Here is a 15,162-nt window from a genome sequence, read left to right on the forward strand (position 1 = left end):
TCGAGCACGAGACCAACTACTACGCTGCCAACACCGCTGCCCCGGCACCCGCCGAGGAAGCACACCTGACTCTCCACTGAACCCGGGGCGATTCAGGTCGCGCCTGGGTCGCGCCTGGGTCGCGCCTGGGTCGCGGTCCGGTCGCCGGGTGGCTCGCTGGTGCATCCTTGGCTCCATGCCGACGCGTCCGACCCCCGAGCTGGGGCTCCTGTTCGACCTGCTGCGCGCGAACGAGCTCATGTCGGCGATGCTGCGGCATGCACTCAGCGGGACGGGCATCACACCCGCCGGTTATGCCGTGACCAGCCTCGTCTACGCGCTCGGCACGACGACCCCGACCGAGATCGCGGAGATGATCGGCTCGAAGCCGTCCACGCTCACGGCGCACCTGGCCACGCTGGTCAGGGACGGCGTCCTGTCCCGAACGCCGGGCCGGGACGGACGGTCGGTGAATCTCGAGCTCACGGTCGACGGGCGGCGGATGCACGAGGCGGCGGTCCGTGAGGTCAGGCGGGTGTGGCGACGGGTGTCGCGGAACGTCGACATCCCGCACGCGCGCAAGGTCGTCGCCGAGGTGATCGCTGCCCTGGAGTCCGGCGTCGACCCCTCCTGAGACGACTGGGCACCGTGTGACGCCTGGGACCAAGGGCTCACTCGACCAGCTCGGAACGGCGGACCAGGTCGATGAGCCCCCCGCGGGACTGGTGTGTGGTCAGGTCACGATTGGGACGCGATCATTGATATTTCGGACCCGAACCATTTTCAGGTCGACCGCGACCGGCCATAGTGGTTCGGGCCCGAAGTATTTCGTCTGGGGAGGCGTGACGTGAGAGTTCCGACAAGAGGGGGCCGCCTTGCATCGGTCGCGGCGCTGGTGACGGTGGCGACGCTGGGATCGCAAGCCGCATGGGCGGACGGGGGCAGAGGACGGTCCGACCTGCCCGGAACGTATGTCGTGAGCATGTCTGAAGGCGTGCTGCCCGAGGGAATCGACGTCACGCCAACCGGGCGCATCCTGGTCACGTCATCGGCGAACGGCGACGTCTTCGTCGGCGACGTCGCCGCCCCCACCATGAGCATCCTGGCATCAGGGGCTGAGCAAGGCCGTACGAGCGCCCTTGGCGTGCACGCGGACTCGGGCGGGCGGGTGTTCGTCGCCCACCCTGACGGGTTCGACGTGCTCGACACGAGCGGTGCGCTGGTCGCACGCCGCACCGTGCCCGCGGACCGGGCCGGTGCGGCATACCTGAACGACCTTGCGATCACCCACGACGCCGTCTACGTCACCGACTCCAACCAAGCCATCGTGTGGCGGGCGTCGTTGGTGGGCAACAGGATCGGCGAGCTGGAGCCCTGGCTTGACGCAGGCGCCCTTCGCCCCGACTTCCAGCCCGGCTGGTTCTATCTCAACGGCATCGTCGCATCGCCCGACGGGCGGCGACTGCTCGTCTCGGCCCAAGGACTCGGAGCGCTCATCCGCGTCGAAGTCCGGACCGGGGACGCGAGCTTCGTCGTCATGGACGGGAGCATCTTCGGGAACTTCGGCCCCGACGGGATGGTGCTCACGGGAGACGTCGTGCGCGGGGTGCTCAACTACGGCGCTCCCGAGACGGGACAGGGGCTGTATGCGGCCCGGCTGAGTGAGGACTGGCGCTCGGGGTCAGTCCTCACTCGGGTGACGGATGCGAGGTTCAGCACGCCGACGACGGTGGCGCGGTCCGGCGACCGCTACCTCGTCGTCAACAGCCAGCTGGACACCGCACCCGGCGCCCCGCCGTGGACCGTTGTGGCCGTGGCCGATCCGGTCGCCTAACGCCTTTAGGGCGCCGTGACACGCGCCGCAGCGAAGCGAGGCGCAGAAGGCACTGGTTCAGGGGACGACGACTGCCCGCCCGCGGAGGGTGCCCGCGTGCAGCCGCTCGTATGCCGTGGGGGCGTCGTCGAGCGAGAACTGCTCCGTCGCGACGTGGATCAGCCCGTCGCGGGCCAGGTCGAGCACCTCGAAGAGCTCGCTGCGAGAGCCCCAGTACGGCGCGCGGACCTTGGTCTCGTAGGGCAGCGTGAAGATGCCGACCGGGACCGCGCCCGGCCCGACACCGACGACGACGATCTCGGAGTCGAAATGGGTCAGCTTGGATGCGAGAGCCGTCGTGGACTCGATGCCGACGATGTCGAACACCGCCGTCGCACCCCGGCCGCCGTTGAGCGCCCGCACCTGCTCGACGGCCGAGTCGTCCGAGTGGAAGACGTGGTGGGCGCCGACGTCCCTGGCCAGCCGGAGCTTGTCGTCAGAGACGTCGAGCGCGACGACGGTCGCCGCAGACATCGCCCGCAGGATCTGGATCGCTATGTGCCCCAGGCCGCCGGCGCCGATCACGACGGCAATGGACCCCGGGATGAGCGCGGGCAGGCTGGGCTTGATCGCGTGGTACGGCGTGAGGCCGGCGTCGGTGAGCGCGACGTTCGCGATGGGGTCGAGGTCACCGAGCGGCACGAGGTGCCGGGGGTCGTCGACGAGCAGGTACTCGGCCATGGAGCCGGGCGCTCCGAGCCCGGGCGGCACGATGCCGCGCTCGGCGGCCACCTGACAGTAGTTCTCGGCGCCGGTCGCGCACGTCGGGCAGACGCCGCAGCCCCACGGCCCGTAGACCGCCACCGAGTCGCCCTCCTTGACCGAGGTCACTCCGGCGCCGAGCTCGGCGACGACTCCGGCTCCCTCGTGCCCGAGGGTGAGGGGCAGGCCGTAGCTGTACGCCTCCGCCGGCAGGCTCATGACGAACTCGTCCGAGTGGCACGCGCCCGCGGCCGTCACCTCGAGCAGGACCTGACCGGGTCCGGGACTGGGCTTGTCGACCTCCGTCAGCTGCGGTGGCCTGCCGATCTCCACGTACTGCAGGGCCTTCATCGCCGCGTCCTCTCTGTTGTTCGAGCGTTCGGCACCTACCTCGATTGCACACCCACGAGCCCGCCGATGGCACGCGCAGCCGCCCAAGTCGCCTGAGCATTCCGTCACAACGACGTCCGGACGCGGCGGGGCACGGGTCCCAGACCGGTCTGGGCCGGACGGTCGACGACCATTGCCGCGGAGCTCGAAAAGTGCTATCTATTTGATATCAGTTTTTCCCTCAAGGAGTGCGCATGAACGCCATGCAGTCCCCCGTCAACGAAGGCCCCGTGGGACACCAGGGCGCCCGAGTCGAGATCGCCCAGCGCCCCGCCCTGGCCGTCAACGGCTGGCTCGGCGTCCTCCTCATCGCCATCTGTGTCGCCGTCGGGTTCCTGATCTACGACAGCCACTCAGGCTGGCTCTGGCTGCCGGTCCTCGTCGGCATCCTCGTCGCAACGGCCCTCGTCGTGGTGCCGCCGGGCCAGACCTCCGTCGTCCAGTTCTTCGGCATCTACGTCGGCACCGTCCTCAGGTCGGGCTTCTGGTGGGTGCTGCCGTTGACCATTCGCCGCTCGGTCAGCGTCCGGGTCCGCAACTTCGAGACCAACCGGCTCAAGGTCAACGACGCCGACGGCAACCCGGTCGAGATCGCGTCCATCGTCGTCTGGCAGGTCGCCGACACGGCCCGCTCGACCTACGCCGTCGACGACTACACGAACTTCGTCTCGGTCCAGGCCGAGTCCGCGCTCCGGCACGTCGCGACCAGCCACCCCTACGACGACACGACCGGACGGGGTACCTCGCTGCGAGGCTCCACCGACATCGTCGCCGGCCAGCTCGCCGAGGAGGTCGCCGAGCGCGTCGCCATCGCCGGCGTCGAGATCGTCGAGGTCCGGATCTCGCACCTGGCCTACGCACAGGAGATCGCGCAGGCCATGCTGCGACGCCAGCAGGCGAACGCCGTCGTCGCGGCGCGGAGCCGGATCGTCGAGGGCGCCGTCGGCATGGTCGAGATGGCGCTGGCCCAGCTCGCCGAGCACGACGTCGTGGAGCTCGACGAGGAGCGCAAGGCGAGCATGGTCAGCAACCTCATGGTGGTGCTGTGCGGCGACCAGCCGCCCTCGCCGATCGTCAACGCAGGATCGCTCTACACGTGACGGACCGTCGGCAGGTGCTGCTGCGCCTCGACCCCGCGGTGCACGACGCGCTGATGCGGTGGGCGGGCGACGAGTTCCGCAGCCTCAACGCCCAGGTCGAGGTGCTGCTCCGTCGCGCGCTCACCGACGCGGGCCGTATGCCGCGCAACGCCGGCCCCTTGCCCCAGCGCGGGCGTCCCCGGACCACCACCGACACCCCGCCCGACACCCCGCCCGACACACCGCCCGACACGCCGCACGAGGGATCTGACCCTGCATCGACCCAGGGACCCTGACTCCCGCAACACACCGAGCAGCTGCAAGCTTCGACGGTAATAACCGCAGGACCGTGCGGCTGCCCGGTGTGTTGCCGGGCCGGAGCGGGCGGCACGATGGGGACGGGTCTTCGACGCGGACGGCGCGACCGAGGACAGATGCGAAGGAGAGGTCATGGAACAGCGCAAGCTCGGGCGAACCGGGTTCGAGGTGTCGGTCGTCGGTCTCGGGACGTGGCAGCTCGGCGCCGACTGGGGCAACGTGAGCCGCGACGACGCCTTCGCCGTCCTGCAGGCCTCAGCCGACGCGGGCGTCACGTTCTTCGACACCGCGGACGTGTACGGCGACGGCCGGAGCGAGCAGCTCATCGGCGAGTTCCTCCGTGAGCGAGGCGCCGATCTGCCCCGCATCACGGTCGCGACGAAGATGGGGCGGCGGGTCGAGCAGCAGCCGGAGCATTTCGTCCTCGACAACTTCCGCCAGTGGACCGACCGGTCGCGACGCAACCTCGGCGTGGACCGGCTCGACCTCGTCCAGCTGCACTGCCCTCCAACGGCGGTCTACTCCGACGACGCCGTGTTCGAGGCCCTCGACACCCTCGTCGACGAGGACGTCATCGCGAGCTACGGCGTCAGCGTCGAGACGGTCGGCGAGGCGCTCGCGGCCATCCGTCGACCCCACGTCGCCTCCGTGCAGATCATCCTGAACGCCTTCCGGCTCAAGCCTTTCGAGGAGGTACTGCCTGCGGCATCCGATGCCGGGGTCGGCATCATCGCCCGTGTCCCGCTGGCCTCCGGCCTGCTCTCCGGCCGGTACACGAAGGACACGTCCTTCGCGGCCGACGACCATCGTTCCTACAACCGCCACGGTGAGGCGTTCGACGTCGGCGAGACGTTCTCCGGGGTCGACTACGCAATGGGTCTGACTGCGGCGCAAGAGTTCTCGGCGCTGGTTGCCAGCGATGCCCCCGACGGCGTCACGCCGGCCCAGGCCGCGATCGCCTGGCTGTGGCAGCACCCGGCGGTCACGACCGTCATCCCGGGCGCGCGCAACGTCGACCAGGCCCGGTCCAACGCAGCGGCCGGGGAGGTCCCGCCACTCGGCCCGGCCTTCGACGCCGGCGTCACCCGGATCTACGACACACACCTGCGCGAGGCGATCCACCCGCGCTGGTAGTCGCCGGCTCGGCACCGGGCCGGCCGGTCGCCGGGGTCAGGCCGGTCGCCGGGGTCAGGCCGGTCGCCGGGGTCAGGCCGGTCGCCCGGGTCAGGCCGGTCGCCCGGGTCAGGCCGCATGTGGATCCGACGGTCGCCGAGTCTCAAGGCCGGCCAGACCCCACCTCACCGTGCCCGCCCCGAATCGCCCGAGCGGTCGCCCGACGCACCGCGCCACGACCTCGGGGACGGGCAGTCCCAGCATCGACCGCGCCCAACCGGGCAGCAGCGAGACACCGCCCGCCGCGATGACGCCGTAGCCCGGGCGCGCCCACACCGGAAGAGGCGGGTCGAGCAGCAGGAACCGTGCCGCCTCTCGCGCGCCGCTGGTCGCCTCGAGCTCCGGACGGTAGCGGTCGAGGACCTCCGCCAGCCCGGCTACCGTGCGCGGCGGGTCGACGACGCCGAGCATGCGCGCGGGTGTCCCGGCCTGCTCGACATAGCGGTCCGCCTCGGCGTCGGACAAGGGCGATGCCCCGAATGCGCGGTATGCCCGCAGGAAGGAGTCGACCTCGGCGACGTGGACCCAGAGCAGCAGGTGCGGGTCGCTCGCCCGGTAAGGCCGGCCGACGGGATCCCGACCGCGCACCCGTTCGTGGATGGCCTGGACCGCAGCGATGGCTTCCTCGGCCTGCTCGACCGTGCCATAGGTCGTCGTCGCGAGGTAGTTGCTCGTCCGCTGGAGCCGGCCCCAGGGGTCGCCCTTGTAACCGCTGTGACCCACGACCCCAGCCATGGCGAGCGGGTGCAGGGACTGCATCAGGAGCGAGGCCACACCGCCCGAGAACATCGCCGCGTCGGCGTGCACCCGCCAGATCGGGTCGCTCGGGCCGAACCACCGTTCGCCCTCGGCACCCCAGATCCGTTGCGCCCGAGCGGAGGCGTCCTCACCGGCGACCTTGCTGCGCAAGGTCATTCCCAGGTGCCGTTGCACTCCTCGCAGCGCCGCGCCCGCGCTCATGACGTCGACCCGGGCTCCCCGTCCAGGGTGATCCGTATGCCGGCTCGCGGCTTGCGGCGCATCAGCGGCCCGAGCAGGCGCTCGAGTCCGTTCCCGAGACGGGCAGTGATGTACTTGGCCGACATCGCGCGCTTGACTGCCGCGACGCCCTCCGGGGTGCGGTCGAGCAGTGCGGTGCCGGAGTAGACGGGTGCGTCCGCGGGCACGACACCACGAATGTCGCACGGCCGCAGCTCGACTCGCGCCGTGTGGGCCAGCCTCTTGGTCTTGCCCAGCTGGTCGACGGTGATGACGACCAGGTCGTCACCGTCCCGCGCGATCCACACCGGTGTCGCCACCGGCTCCCCGCTGCGCCTGAAGGTCGTCAGCGAGACGTACTGGTGGGCGGCGACCACGTCGAGGTCGGTCGGGATGGAGTCCACGTCGCCAGCCTAGGTGCTCTGTGGGCCGGAGCGAGTGTGCAGGCGACCGGCGACAATGTGGCCATGGCGCTCGCGCTCTGCCTCCTGTTCGACGCTCGCACGGAGCGACTCGTGCGCGAGCTGTGGGCGCGGCTGGAGGCGAACGGCATACGGACCCTGCTGTCCCACACGCACGGGCACCATCACCCTCATCTGTCGTATGCCGTCCTGCTCGACTGGGAGGAGGCTGCGGTCCGGGGGGCCGTGGCTTGGCTGCCCGACGTCGGACCGGTCGAGGTCGCGGTGCAGGGGACGGTGCTGTTTCCACGGGGACGTGCCGCGATGGCGTGCTCGGTGACCTCGGACGTGACGACTCGTCAGGAGCGGGTGGCGTCGGCGCTCGCCGAGACCGGCGCGACGCTGCACCGGCACTATGATCCCGGGCACTGGACGCCGCACGTGTCCGTCTCGACCGGGGTCCGCGCCGACGACCTGGCAGCGGTCGTGAGCGCGGTCTCCGACATGCTGCCGCTCGTGCTCGCGGTCGACCGTGCGGCGCTGATCGACACCTCGGACGGACGGCTCTGGCCACTCGACCGGATCCCGTAGCCCACCGCGGTCACCGCGTCCGAGCACGGCGTGTCTGCGCGGGACTGTCAGTGGTCGGGTGAAGACTCGAAGCACGACATCGACTTTGACGGTTGGCCCGTTGTGGTACGTGAACCGTCCTGGGAGCCCGGACTCGCCGCGCGAGCCGGGCTCCAATATCCGATCGAGCCAGGCCGCGCCTACCCGTCAGCGGGTCGCCGTCGACCGCGCGCGAAGTACGCGATCGGCCCGATCCAGTTGATGGCGATCACGGCGGCCCACTTGCCCTTGCTTCCGTTCACCTCGCTCGCGTCCCTGCGCGCCAGGTCGACCCAGGCGGCCACAGCCAGCGACGCCTGGATGACGCCACTGACCACCACAGCCCGCTGCCGGGCCGGGGACAGGTCCGACCACTTCTGCTTGGCCATCTCTCCTCCTCGTGAACGTCATCACCATTGTCGACCCGTGCGCACGCCCTGGATGAGAACGACCACTCGACCGGTGCGGGCCGGTCGAGTGGTCGTCGCGATGCGAGTCGCTGTCTCGGGGACCGAGCTCAGCTCGTCACGGGGGCGTCCTCGTCGGCAGGCGGGCGGAAGTTGCCCTTCGACTTCGTGCCGTTGATGAGCGCGGTGCTCATCGCGTAGGACAGGACCGCGTGGGCGACCGCGTCACTGTTCGCGTCGAGCGCGTTGTGGTTGTTGTTGGCGTAGGTGTCGCACGCCTGGTGGTAGCAGGGGTCGTACGCGATCCCCGCGGTCCCGCCGAAGAGCGCGGCCTCCTCTGCCGTCTTGATGCCCTCGGCCCCTGTGAACAGGCCACCGGACGGCACGCCGTTGGCGATGAACGGTCCGTAGTCGGACCGTCCGCTGAAGTCAGTCCCCTTGAACGGCAGTCCCCTTGCCGTGAAGAACTGTTCGAACGTCTTCTCGATCTGCGCCGACCCGGCTGGGCCAGGACCGGCACCCGTGGCGTCGGAGTCGTCGCCGTCGTAGATGAAGAAGGCGTGGTTCGGGGAGCCGATCATGTCGAAGTTGAGGTAGAGCGCGATCTTGTTCAGCTCCGCCACGGACAGGTGGCCGACGTAGTAGGTCGAGCCGACGAGGTTCGACTCCTCCGCCGCCCACCAAGCGAGCCGGACCGTGTTCTGCGGTTTCACCTTGCCGAGGTTCTCTGCGACCTCGAGCAGCGCGGCCGAACCGCTTCCGTTGTCGTTGATGCCGGGGCCCGCATTGACGGAGTCGAGGTGCGAGCCCGCCATGACGACGTTGTTGCGGTTCTTGCCGGGCAGCTCCGCGATGACGTTCTCGGTCGTCGCGATGCCGCGAAGCGTGTCGGTCTTGAGCCGCACGACCAGGCCCGGCGTCGAGACGAGCGTGAAGCCGAGGTCCTGCGTGATGCCGACGGCCGGGAAGTCCGCCGTGAAGTCCGCTCCGAGCGTCCCGTTGAGCGCACCAGGGATGTTGTTGTAGACGATGAGGCCGGCCGCGCCGGCGGCCATCGCGTTGCCCGCCTTGAGGGCGAAGGTGCATGCGACCGGGAAGCCGGTCGGTGTCCCCCGCGACACGAGGGCGATGTTCCCGGGAACGAAGCCGGCCCAGTCACCGGGGCTGCACCCGCGTGAGTCGCCGGACGGCGTGCTGACCTGTGCCGTGACGTCGGCGCTGCCCGAGTAGGACATGATGTTGTGCTCGAGCGGGCCTGCCGGCAACGGCGAGACCCGGTCGAGGACCGACGGCGACAGCGAGACGAAGGTCTGGAACTGGAACGGCTGCCTGGTGACCTGCCAGCCGGCGGCCTGGAGCCTGCCGACGACGTAGTCGACCGACTGGTCATAACCGGGCGACCCGGACACCCGGGTGTGGCCGTTGGCGTCGGCGATCGCCTGGAGTGCGGCCTGGTGCTCGCGCACGCCCTCGAGGGTGACGCACTCCTGCAGGAGCGCAGAGGTGCTGTTGACCCTCAGGGCACAGCCGGGTGAGGTAGCGGCGGATGCGGCCATGGTGCTGAGACCGCCCGTTCCGACGAGTGCAGCCGCCGCGACAGCGGCGACCGCGGGGCGAGGCATTCGGAGGTTCATGTGTGAGTTGCTCTCTTCCGAAGGTCACGCGCCGGACGACAACTCCGTCCGGCGAAAGCGGAATTGTTAGCCAGGTGGGTGCGCGCGTCATACAGCCAAGGGCGACCCCGATCCGCGGGGCACCGGACCGAGCTGGGTCGCGCACGCGACCGGACGGCATACGACGGCGAACGGTATGCCGTGTCGTGGTCGTGCGGACCTCAGTGTCCTGGGCATCTGTGTCCCCAAGCCGTGGCGAACTCCCGATCATGAGACCGTAGCGGCCCCGCGGCCGGTCAGGAAGGCCTGGCACCAACGAACTTCGCGTTTGTGGGCCGTGTCCGGCCGTGGCTTGGCCATGTCTGGCAGGTCACATGACTGCTGGCTCACAGATCGCCGCCGGGGCAGACCGACCTGGCTACCGTCGAGAATGTCAGGGGTTCTGGCTGGAGCTCACCATGAAACCGCGTCACGTCGTCGCCCTCGTTGTCGGTTCTCTTCTCCTGCTCCTCGGGCTGGGGATGGTCGTCGGCGGTGGTGCGGTCGGGGTGATCGAGCTCGCTGCCCGCGACGACGGTGGGTGGCACTCGGTCGACATCGACCGGCTGGCGTCCTCAGGTGTGGCCGTCACGTCCGAGGGCGCGATGGTGCAGATCGACGCACCCAGTGCCGTCATGGACCGCGTCGACCTGCAGCTGCGGCTGCGCGTCACCCCGTCGGACCCGGCCGAGCCGGTCTTCGTCGGCGTCGGACCCATGGCCGACGTCGCCTCCTACCTCTCGGGCGCGGCACACGACCGGGTGACGAACCTCAGCCTTCAGGGTGTGCCGACCTACCGACATGTGACCGGAGCAGCCACCGTCGCCCCGCCCGCCACGCAGCCCTTCTGGGACGCCTCGACGACGGGCGCCTCCACGCGCGAGCTGACGTGGACCCTCAAGCCCGGCAGCTGGACGCTTGCGGTCCTCAACGCGTCCGGCACGAGCGGAGTGACGGTCGGTGCCGTCGCCGCGGTGCGGGCCGGCTCTTTGCTTCCGATCGGTGTGGCCACGTTCGCCGGCGGGCTCCTCTTCCTCGCCGGGGGGACCGTCCTGGTGGTCATCGCCGCGCGCGGTGGGCGCCGCGATGGCCAGACGCCCTCGGGTGGGCCGACCAAGGCAGCCGCGCACATCGGCATCCTTCCGTCGCCGGACCGGCCGCTCGTGCTCGAGGCACGGCTCGCGCCGGACCTGTCCCGGTGGATGTGGCTCGTGAAGTGGTTCCTCGCCATCCCGCACTATGTGCTGCTCACCTTCCTGTGGCTGGCGTTCGCCGTGACCACGTTGTGCGCCTGGTTCGCGATCCTGTTCACCGGCCACTTCCCGCGCAGCCTGTTCGACTTCAACGTCGGGGTGCTGCGGTGGACGTGGCGGGTCGGCTACTACGTCGGCTGGGGTGGCCTGGGCACCGACCGGTATCCGCCGTTCACCCTCCGGGCACTGCCTGACGACGACGCCCGCCTCGACGTGGCCTACCCGGAGCGCCTGTCGCGTGGCCTGATCTTCGTCAAGTGGCTGCTCCTGGTGCCCCACTGGATCGTGCTCGCCGTGCTCGCCGGCACGCAGTCGCACGTCGACGACAACGGTGTCGTGGTCGGCGGCTGGCCCGGTCTGCTCTCGTTGCTCGCCTTCGTCGCGGGCGTCGTCCTGCTCGTGACCGGGTCGTATGCGGCGGGCCTCTTCGACGTCCTCGTCGGTCTCAACCGCTGGGTCTTCCGAGTGCTGGCGTATGCCGCCCTCATGACGGACGTGTACCCGCCGTTCCGCTACGACGGGGGCGGTCTGGAGACGTCGCACCACCAGCCGCCGGGCCCGGCAGCAGGTGGTGCGTCAGCAGGACCACCGGAAGACGCGGTCGTCATGTCGCATGGGTCGAGTGACAGCACGTAGTCCCGCCTCGGTGCCCACCGAACCCGGCACCCTTGGGGATCAGGAGGAGGGCAGGTGGGCGTCCAGCCAGTCGACGATCTCGGTCTCGACCTCGTCGCGGTTCGTCTCGTTGAGGATCTCGTGCCGCGCTCCGGGCCACAGCGTGACGGTCACGTCGCTGACGCCGTGCCGCCGCAGCTGGTCGGCGACCTCGTGCACGCCCTTGCCTTTGTTTCCGACCGGGTCGGCGTCTCCTGACGCGAGGTGGATCGGCAGGTCCTTGGGCACGCGCGAGACGACCCGGTCGCTGTTCACGGCGGCGAGGCCCTTGAGCAGGTCGACGAACCCGCCGGCGGTGAAGACGAACCCGCAGTCGGGGTCGGCGATGTAGGCGTCGACCTCGGCCGGGTCCCGCGAGAGCCAGTCGAAGTCGGTGCGGGTCGGCTTGAACGCGGCGTTGTACTGACCGAACGTCAGCTTGTCCATCAGCCCGCTCGTGTGCTCGTGCCCGCGCAGCCGCGCCTGAGTCGTCGCGACGAGGACGCCCGCGCTGCCCAGCGGCCCGGCGCTGCCCGCGGTGCCCGACAGCACGAGGCCGGCGAGCTCGGTGCCGAACTGGGCGGCATACCCCCTGGCGAGGAACGAGCCCATGCTGTGGCCCACGAGGAAGACCGGCAGCCCCGGCTGCTCCTCGCGCGCCCGCTCGGTCACGGCATGCAGGTCGTCGATGACCGCCTGCCAGCCCTCCTGCTCGCCGAAGTTGCCGCGGGTGCCCTCGGTCTGCCCGTGCCCCCGGTGGTCGGCGGCGTACACGGCGTAGCCGCCGGCGGTGAGGCGCTCGGCGAATCGCGCGTAGCGGGTCGAGTGCTCGGCCATCCCGTGCGCGAGCTGGACGACCGCCTTGGGTGGCGAGTCCGGCAGCCAGCGGTTCACGAACAGCGGAGTGCCGTCGGTGGCGACGAGGGTGAACGTGCTGCTCTGCATGGATCGTCCTCCGGGTCCGGGCGCCTTTGCCCGCACTGTATGCCGTCCGGCCGGGCTGTGCGTGCACTGCGCCGAGCGCCGTCCCCGGCGCGATGCTCAGCGTCCTGCGGACAGCACGTCGGCGAGGTCGTAGTTGACCGGCTCCTCGAGCTGGGCGAACGTGCACGACTCCGGCTCGCGGTCCGGACGCCACCGCACGAACTGCGCCGTGTGGCGGAAGCGCGCGCCCTCCATGTGGTCGTAGCGCACCTCGACGACCCGCTCGGGCCGCAGCGGCACGAACGACAGGTCCTTCTGGTTGTTCCACCGGGAGTACTCCGACGACCGCGGCGTGCGCACGCCACCCTCGGTCTCCGGCTGCGCCCAGTTCCATGGGTGCTCGTCCCACTCGGCGACGAGGGGCTGGAGCTCGTCGAGGAGCTCCTTGCGGCGCGCCATCGGGAACGCGCCGATCACACCGACCGAGGCGAGGCGGCCGTCCTCGCCGTAGAGGCCGAGCAGCAGCGAGCCGATCGCGTCGGGCCCGCTCTTGTGCACCCGGTAGCCGGCGACGACGCAGTCGGCCGTGCGCTCGTGCTTGATCTTGTACATGAGGCGCTTGTCCGGCTCGTAGAGCACGTCGACCGGCTTGGCGATGACGCCGTCGAGCCCGGCTCCCTCGAACTGGGTGAACCAGTCGCGCGCGAGAGTCCGGTCGCTCGTCGCCGGGGTGAGATGGATGGGGTCCTTTGCGTTCGCGAGCGCCCGCTCGAGGGCTGCCCGCCGCTCGGCGAACGGCCGCTCGACGTAGGACTCGCCGTTCAGCGAGAGCAGGTCGAAGGCGACGAACGAGGCCGGGGTCTCGGCCGCGAGCTTCTTCACCCGTGAAGCGGCCGGGTGGATGCGCTGCTGGAGCAGGTCGAAGTCGAGCCGGTCGCCGGACGCGGGCGCGACGAGCACGATCTCTCCGTCGATGACGGCCCGGTCGGGGAAGTTCGCCTTGACCGCCTCGACGATCTCGGGGAAGTACCGCGTCATCGGCTTCTCGTTGCGCGAGCCGATCTCGACGAGGTCGCCCGACCGGAAGATGATCGACCGGAAGCCGTCCCACTTCGGCTCGTAGAGCACGTCGCCCTTCACGGCCCCGAAGTCCTTGACCGGCTTGGCCAGCATCGGGGGCACGGGCGGGACCACCGGGCCCCACACGTCGCGCAGCTCCGCGTCGCGCTCGGCCTTGGGTGCCATGTACTCCTCGTCCGACTTGTCCTGGCGGCGCTTGCTCGGCTGGACGCGGGGCGGCTCCCCCGGCATCTTCGGGTAGTCCGGCGGGAAGTTCAGCTCACCCAGGCCTCGCTCGTTGATGTCCTTGTCCCACAAGGCGATCGCCGCGGCGACGTCGCCGACGGCGTCGTCCATGCCGGCCCAGGCGTCACGGGTCGCAACGAGCGCGGGAACGGTGCGCACCGTCAGCTCGCGGGGGTCGATGTCGCGCAGCTCGTCCCAGGTCACCGGTGTCGACACCGGTGCGCCGGGGAGCGGGCGGGGCGAGTAGGCGGATGCGATCGTCCGATCGCGGCAGGCCTGGTTGAAGTCGACGAAGATGCGCTCGCCGCGTTCCTCCTTCCACCACGAGGTGGTGACCAGGTCGGGCAGCCGGCGCTCCAGCTCGCGGGCGATCCCGATGACGCCGTGCCGGACCGCGAGGAACTCGTGCGTCGGTGCCACCCGGGCATAGACGTGCACGCCCCGGTTGCCGGAGGTCTTCGCCCACGCGGTGAGCCCGATCTCGGCCATCACCTCGCGGAGCGCGTATGCCGCCTCGACCGCGTCGCGGAAACCGCGCCCCGGCTGCGGGTCGAGGTCGATCCGCAGCTCGTCGGGGTTGTCGACGTTGCTGGTGCGCACGGGCCACGGATGGAAGGTGATCGTGTTCATCTGGGCCGCCCAGACGGCGCTCGCGACCTCGTCGATGACCAGCTGCGGGTGCCGCCGTCCGGACGGGTAGGTGCACATCACGGTGCGGGTCCACTCGGGCACGCCCTTGGGCGGGTTCTTGGAGAAGAACTCCTCGCCCTCGATCCCCTCAGGGAACCGCTGCAACGTCACAGGCCGGTCGCCGAGCGCATGCAGGAGCGGATCCCGCACGGCCACAAGGTATTCGGCCATGTCGAGCTTGGTGACGGGCCTGCCGTCGGCCATCCCGGACGCTGGCCACAGCTCGCGATCGGGGCTCGACACCTTGACCTCGCGGACCCCATCGGGGCCGGGCGCTTCGACGACGGCGGGCTTCGCGCTCACCCGAGGATCGTAACCAGCCGCCGCCCCCGAAGCCCTTGTGTCACGCAGCAACACGTCCGGGTGTGTTCTGGGGTTCCGGACCACCGATGACGTCGCTGGCGCGGTCGTCCTACGAACCCACTACGCCAGGAAGGCTTCTAGCCTCTTGCGCGGAACGGCCCCCCATTGACGATCTACCTCGTCGGCGGCTGGCGCCGGTGCGCACGATCCGCGGCTTCCTGCCCGATCTTGGTTGCCGGGGCGCGTCGGCCAGCTCGGCGATGGTGATGTCGGCGATCCCTGTGAAACCCGGGGCGCGCGCATCGTGACCGTAGCGACACTGTGTGCAGCCCTAGGGCCCCGCCGGCGCTGGGCGGGGTGTGGGGCGGTGTAGCTATAGGTGCCAGGTGATGCTGGTGGGGGTGGTGGTGGCGGTGAGGTTGCGTTGGTGCACGAGGGTGTGGTGTCGGCCGCACAGCAGCGCCCCGTTGGT

The 15,162-nt window shown here is 70.2% G+C and carries 14 protein-coding genes; 7 read left to right on the forward strand and 7 right to left on the reverse strand.

From position 1 onward, the window contains the following. Window positions 1-175: 175 nt before the first annotated feature. Complete coding sequence (locus ACWEOW_RS25210) at window positions 176-613, forward strand: MarR family winged helix-turn-helix transcriptional regulator (protein WP_452272005.1); 438 nt, start codon at window positions 176-178, stop codon at window positions 611-613. Between the two features lie 348 nt (window positions 614-961). Then, entirely contained in the window at window positions 962-1,813 is an 852-nt protein-coding gene (locus ACWEOW_RS25215) for a hypothetical protein (RefSeq protein ID WP_452272006.1), read from the forward strand. A gap of 57 nt (window positions 1,814-1,870) precedes the next feature. Here the strand turns inward: ACWEOW_RS25215 and ACWEOW_RS25220 are convergent, their stop codons facing one another. Then, window positions 1,871-2,905, reverse strand: coding sequence for an NAD(P)-dependent alcohol dehydrogenase (locus ACWEOW_RS25220; protein ID WP_452272007.1), 1,035 nt, complete (start codon window positions 2,903-2,905; stop codon window positions 1,871-1,873). Window positions 2,906-3,138: 233 nt separating this feature from the next. On the opposite strand from ACWEOW_RS25220, the gene ACWEOW_RS25225 reads away from it, so the two are divergent. The 3 genes from ACWEOW_RS25225 to ACWEOW_RS25235 all read left to right on the forward strand — a co-directional run bounded on the left by ACWEOW_RS25225 (window position 3,139) and on the right by ACWEOW_RS25235 (window position 5,475). Then, window positions 3,139-4,044 (forward strand): SPFH domain-containing protein, encoded by a 906-nt coding sequence (locus ACWEOW_RS25225; RefSeq protein WP_452272008.1) that lies wholly within the window; start codon window positions 3,139-3,141, stop codon window positions 4,042-4,044. Further along, window positions 4,041-4,319: a hypothetical protein gene (locus ACWEOW_RS25230; protein WP_452272009.1), complete on the forward strand. Its 279-nt coding sequence runs from the start codon at window positions 4,041-4,043 to the stop codon at window positions 4,317-4,319. Before ACWEOW_RS25225 ends, ACWEOW_RS25230 begins: the two co-directional genes overlap by 4 nt. 154 nt (window positions 4,320-4,473) lie before the next feature. Next, window positions 4,474-5,475: an aldo/keto reductase gene (locus tag ACWEOW_RS25235; protein ID WP_452272010.1), complete on the forward strand. Its 1,002-nt coding sequence runs from the start codon at window positions 4,474-4,476 to the stop codon at window positions 5,473-5,475. A 108-nt stretch (window positions 5,476-5,583) separates the two neighbouring features. On the opposite strand, the gene ACWEOW_RS25240 is transcribed toward ACWEOW_RS25235, so the two are convergent. Continuing rightward, complete coding sequence (locus ACWEOW_RS25240; RefSeq protein ID WP_452272011.1) at window positions 5,584-6,474, reverse strand: oxygenase MpaB family protein; 891 nt, start codon at window positions 6,472-6,474, stop codon at window positions 5,584-5,586. Next, window positions 6,471-6,896, reverse strand: coding sequence for a PPOX class F420-dependent oxidoreductase (locus ACWEOW_RS25245; RefSeq protein WP_452272012.1), 426 nt, complete (start codon window positions 6,894-6,896; stop codon window positions 6,471-6,473). The genes ACWEOW_RS25240 and ACWEOW_RS25245 overlap by 4 nt, the downstream gene beginning before the upstream one ends. Window positions 6,897-6,959: 63 nt before the next feature. Here ACWEOW_RS25245 and ACWEOW_RS25250 point away from each other — a divergent pair, with 63 nt between their 5' ends. Beyond that, the gene (locus ACWEOW_RS25250) at window positions 6,960-7,484 is read left to right on the forward strand and encodes a 2'-5' RNA ligase family protein (RefSeq protein ID WP_452272013.1); all 525 of its coding nucleotides are present in this window, start codon (window positions 6,960-6,962) and stop codon (window positions 7,482-7,484) included. 179 nt (window positions 7,485-7,663) lie between these two features. On the opposite strand, the gene ACWEOW_RS25255 is transcribed toward ACWEOW_RS25250, so the two are convergent. Together ACWEOW_RS25255 and ACWEOW_RS25260 are read right to left on the reverse strand one after the other, a co-directional pair. Then, on the reverse strand, window positions 7,664-7,891 hold the full coding sequence (locus ACWEOW_RS25255) for a PLD nuclease N-terminal domain-containing protein (protein ID WP_452272014.1): 228 nt from the start codon (window positions 7,889-7,891) through the stop codon (window positions 7,664-7,666). 128 nt (window positions 7,892-8,019) lie between these two features. After that, a complete protein-coding gene (locus ACWEOW_RS25260; RefSeq protein ID WP_452272015.1) occupies window positions 8,020-9,531 on the reverse strand; it encodes a M28 family metallopeptidase in 1,512 nt (503 codons plus the stop codon). 449 nt (window positions 9,532-9,980) lie between these two features. Between ACWEOW_RS25260 and ACWEOW_RS25265 the strand changes: the two genes are divergently transcribed. After that, entirely contained in the window at window positions 9,981-11,450 is a 1,470-nt protein-coding gene (locus tag ACWEOW_RS25265; protein ID WP_452272016.1) for a DUF4389 domain-containing protein, read from the forward strand. A 39-nt stretch (window positions 11,451-11,489) separates the two neighbouring features. Here ACWEOW_RS25265 and ACWEOW_RS25270 read toward each other — a convergent pair whose 3' ends face one another. Both ACWEOW_RS25270 and ACWEOW_RS25275 read right to left on the reverse strand, forming a co-directional pair. Further along, the gene (locus ACWEOW_RS25270; RefSeq protein WP_452272017.1) at window positions 11,490-12,413 is read right to left on the reverse strand and encodes an alpha/beta hydrolase; all 924 of its coding nucleotides are present in this window, start codon (window positions 12,411-12,413) and stop codon (window positions 11,490-11,492) included. A gap of 96 nt (window positions 12,414-12,509) precedes the next feature. Next, the gene (locus ACWEOW_RS25275; RefSeq protein WP_452272018.1) at window positions 12,510-14,690 is read right to left on the reverse strand and encodes an ATP-dependent DNA ligase; all 2,181 of its coding nucleotides are present in this window, start codon (window positions 14,688-14,690) and stop codon (window positions 12,510-12,512) included. Window positions 14,691-15,162 lie beyond the last annotated feature (472 nt).

This window comes from Monashia sp. NPDC004114 (genome assembly GCF_053603855.1).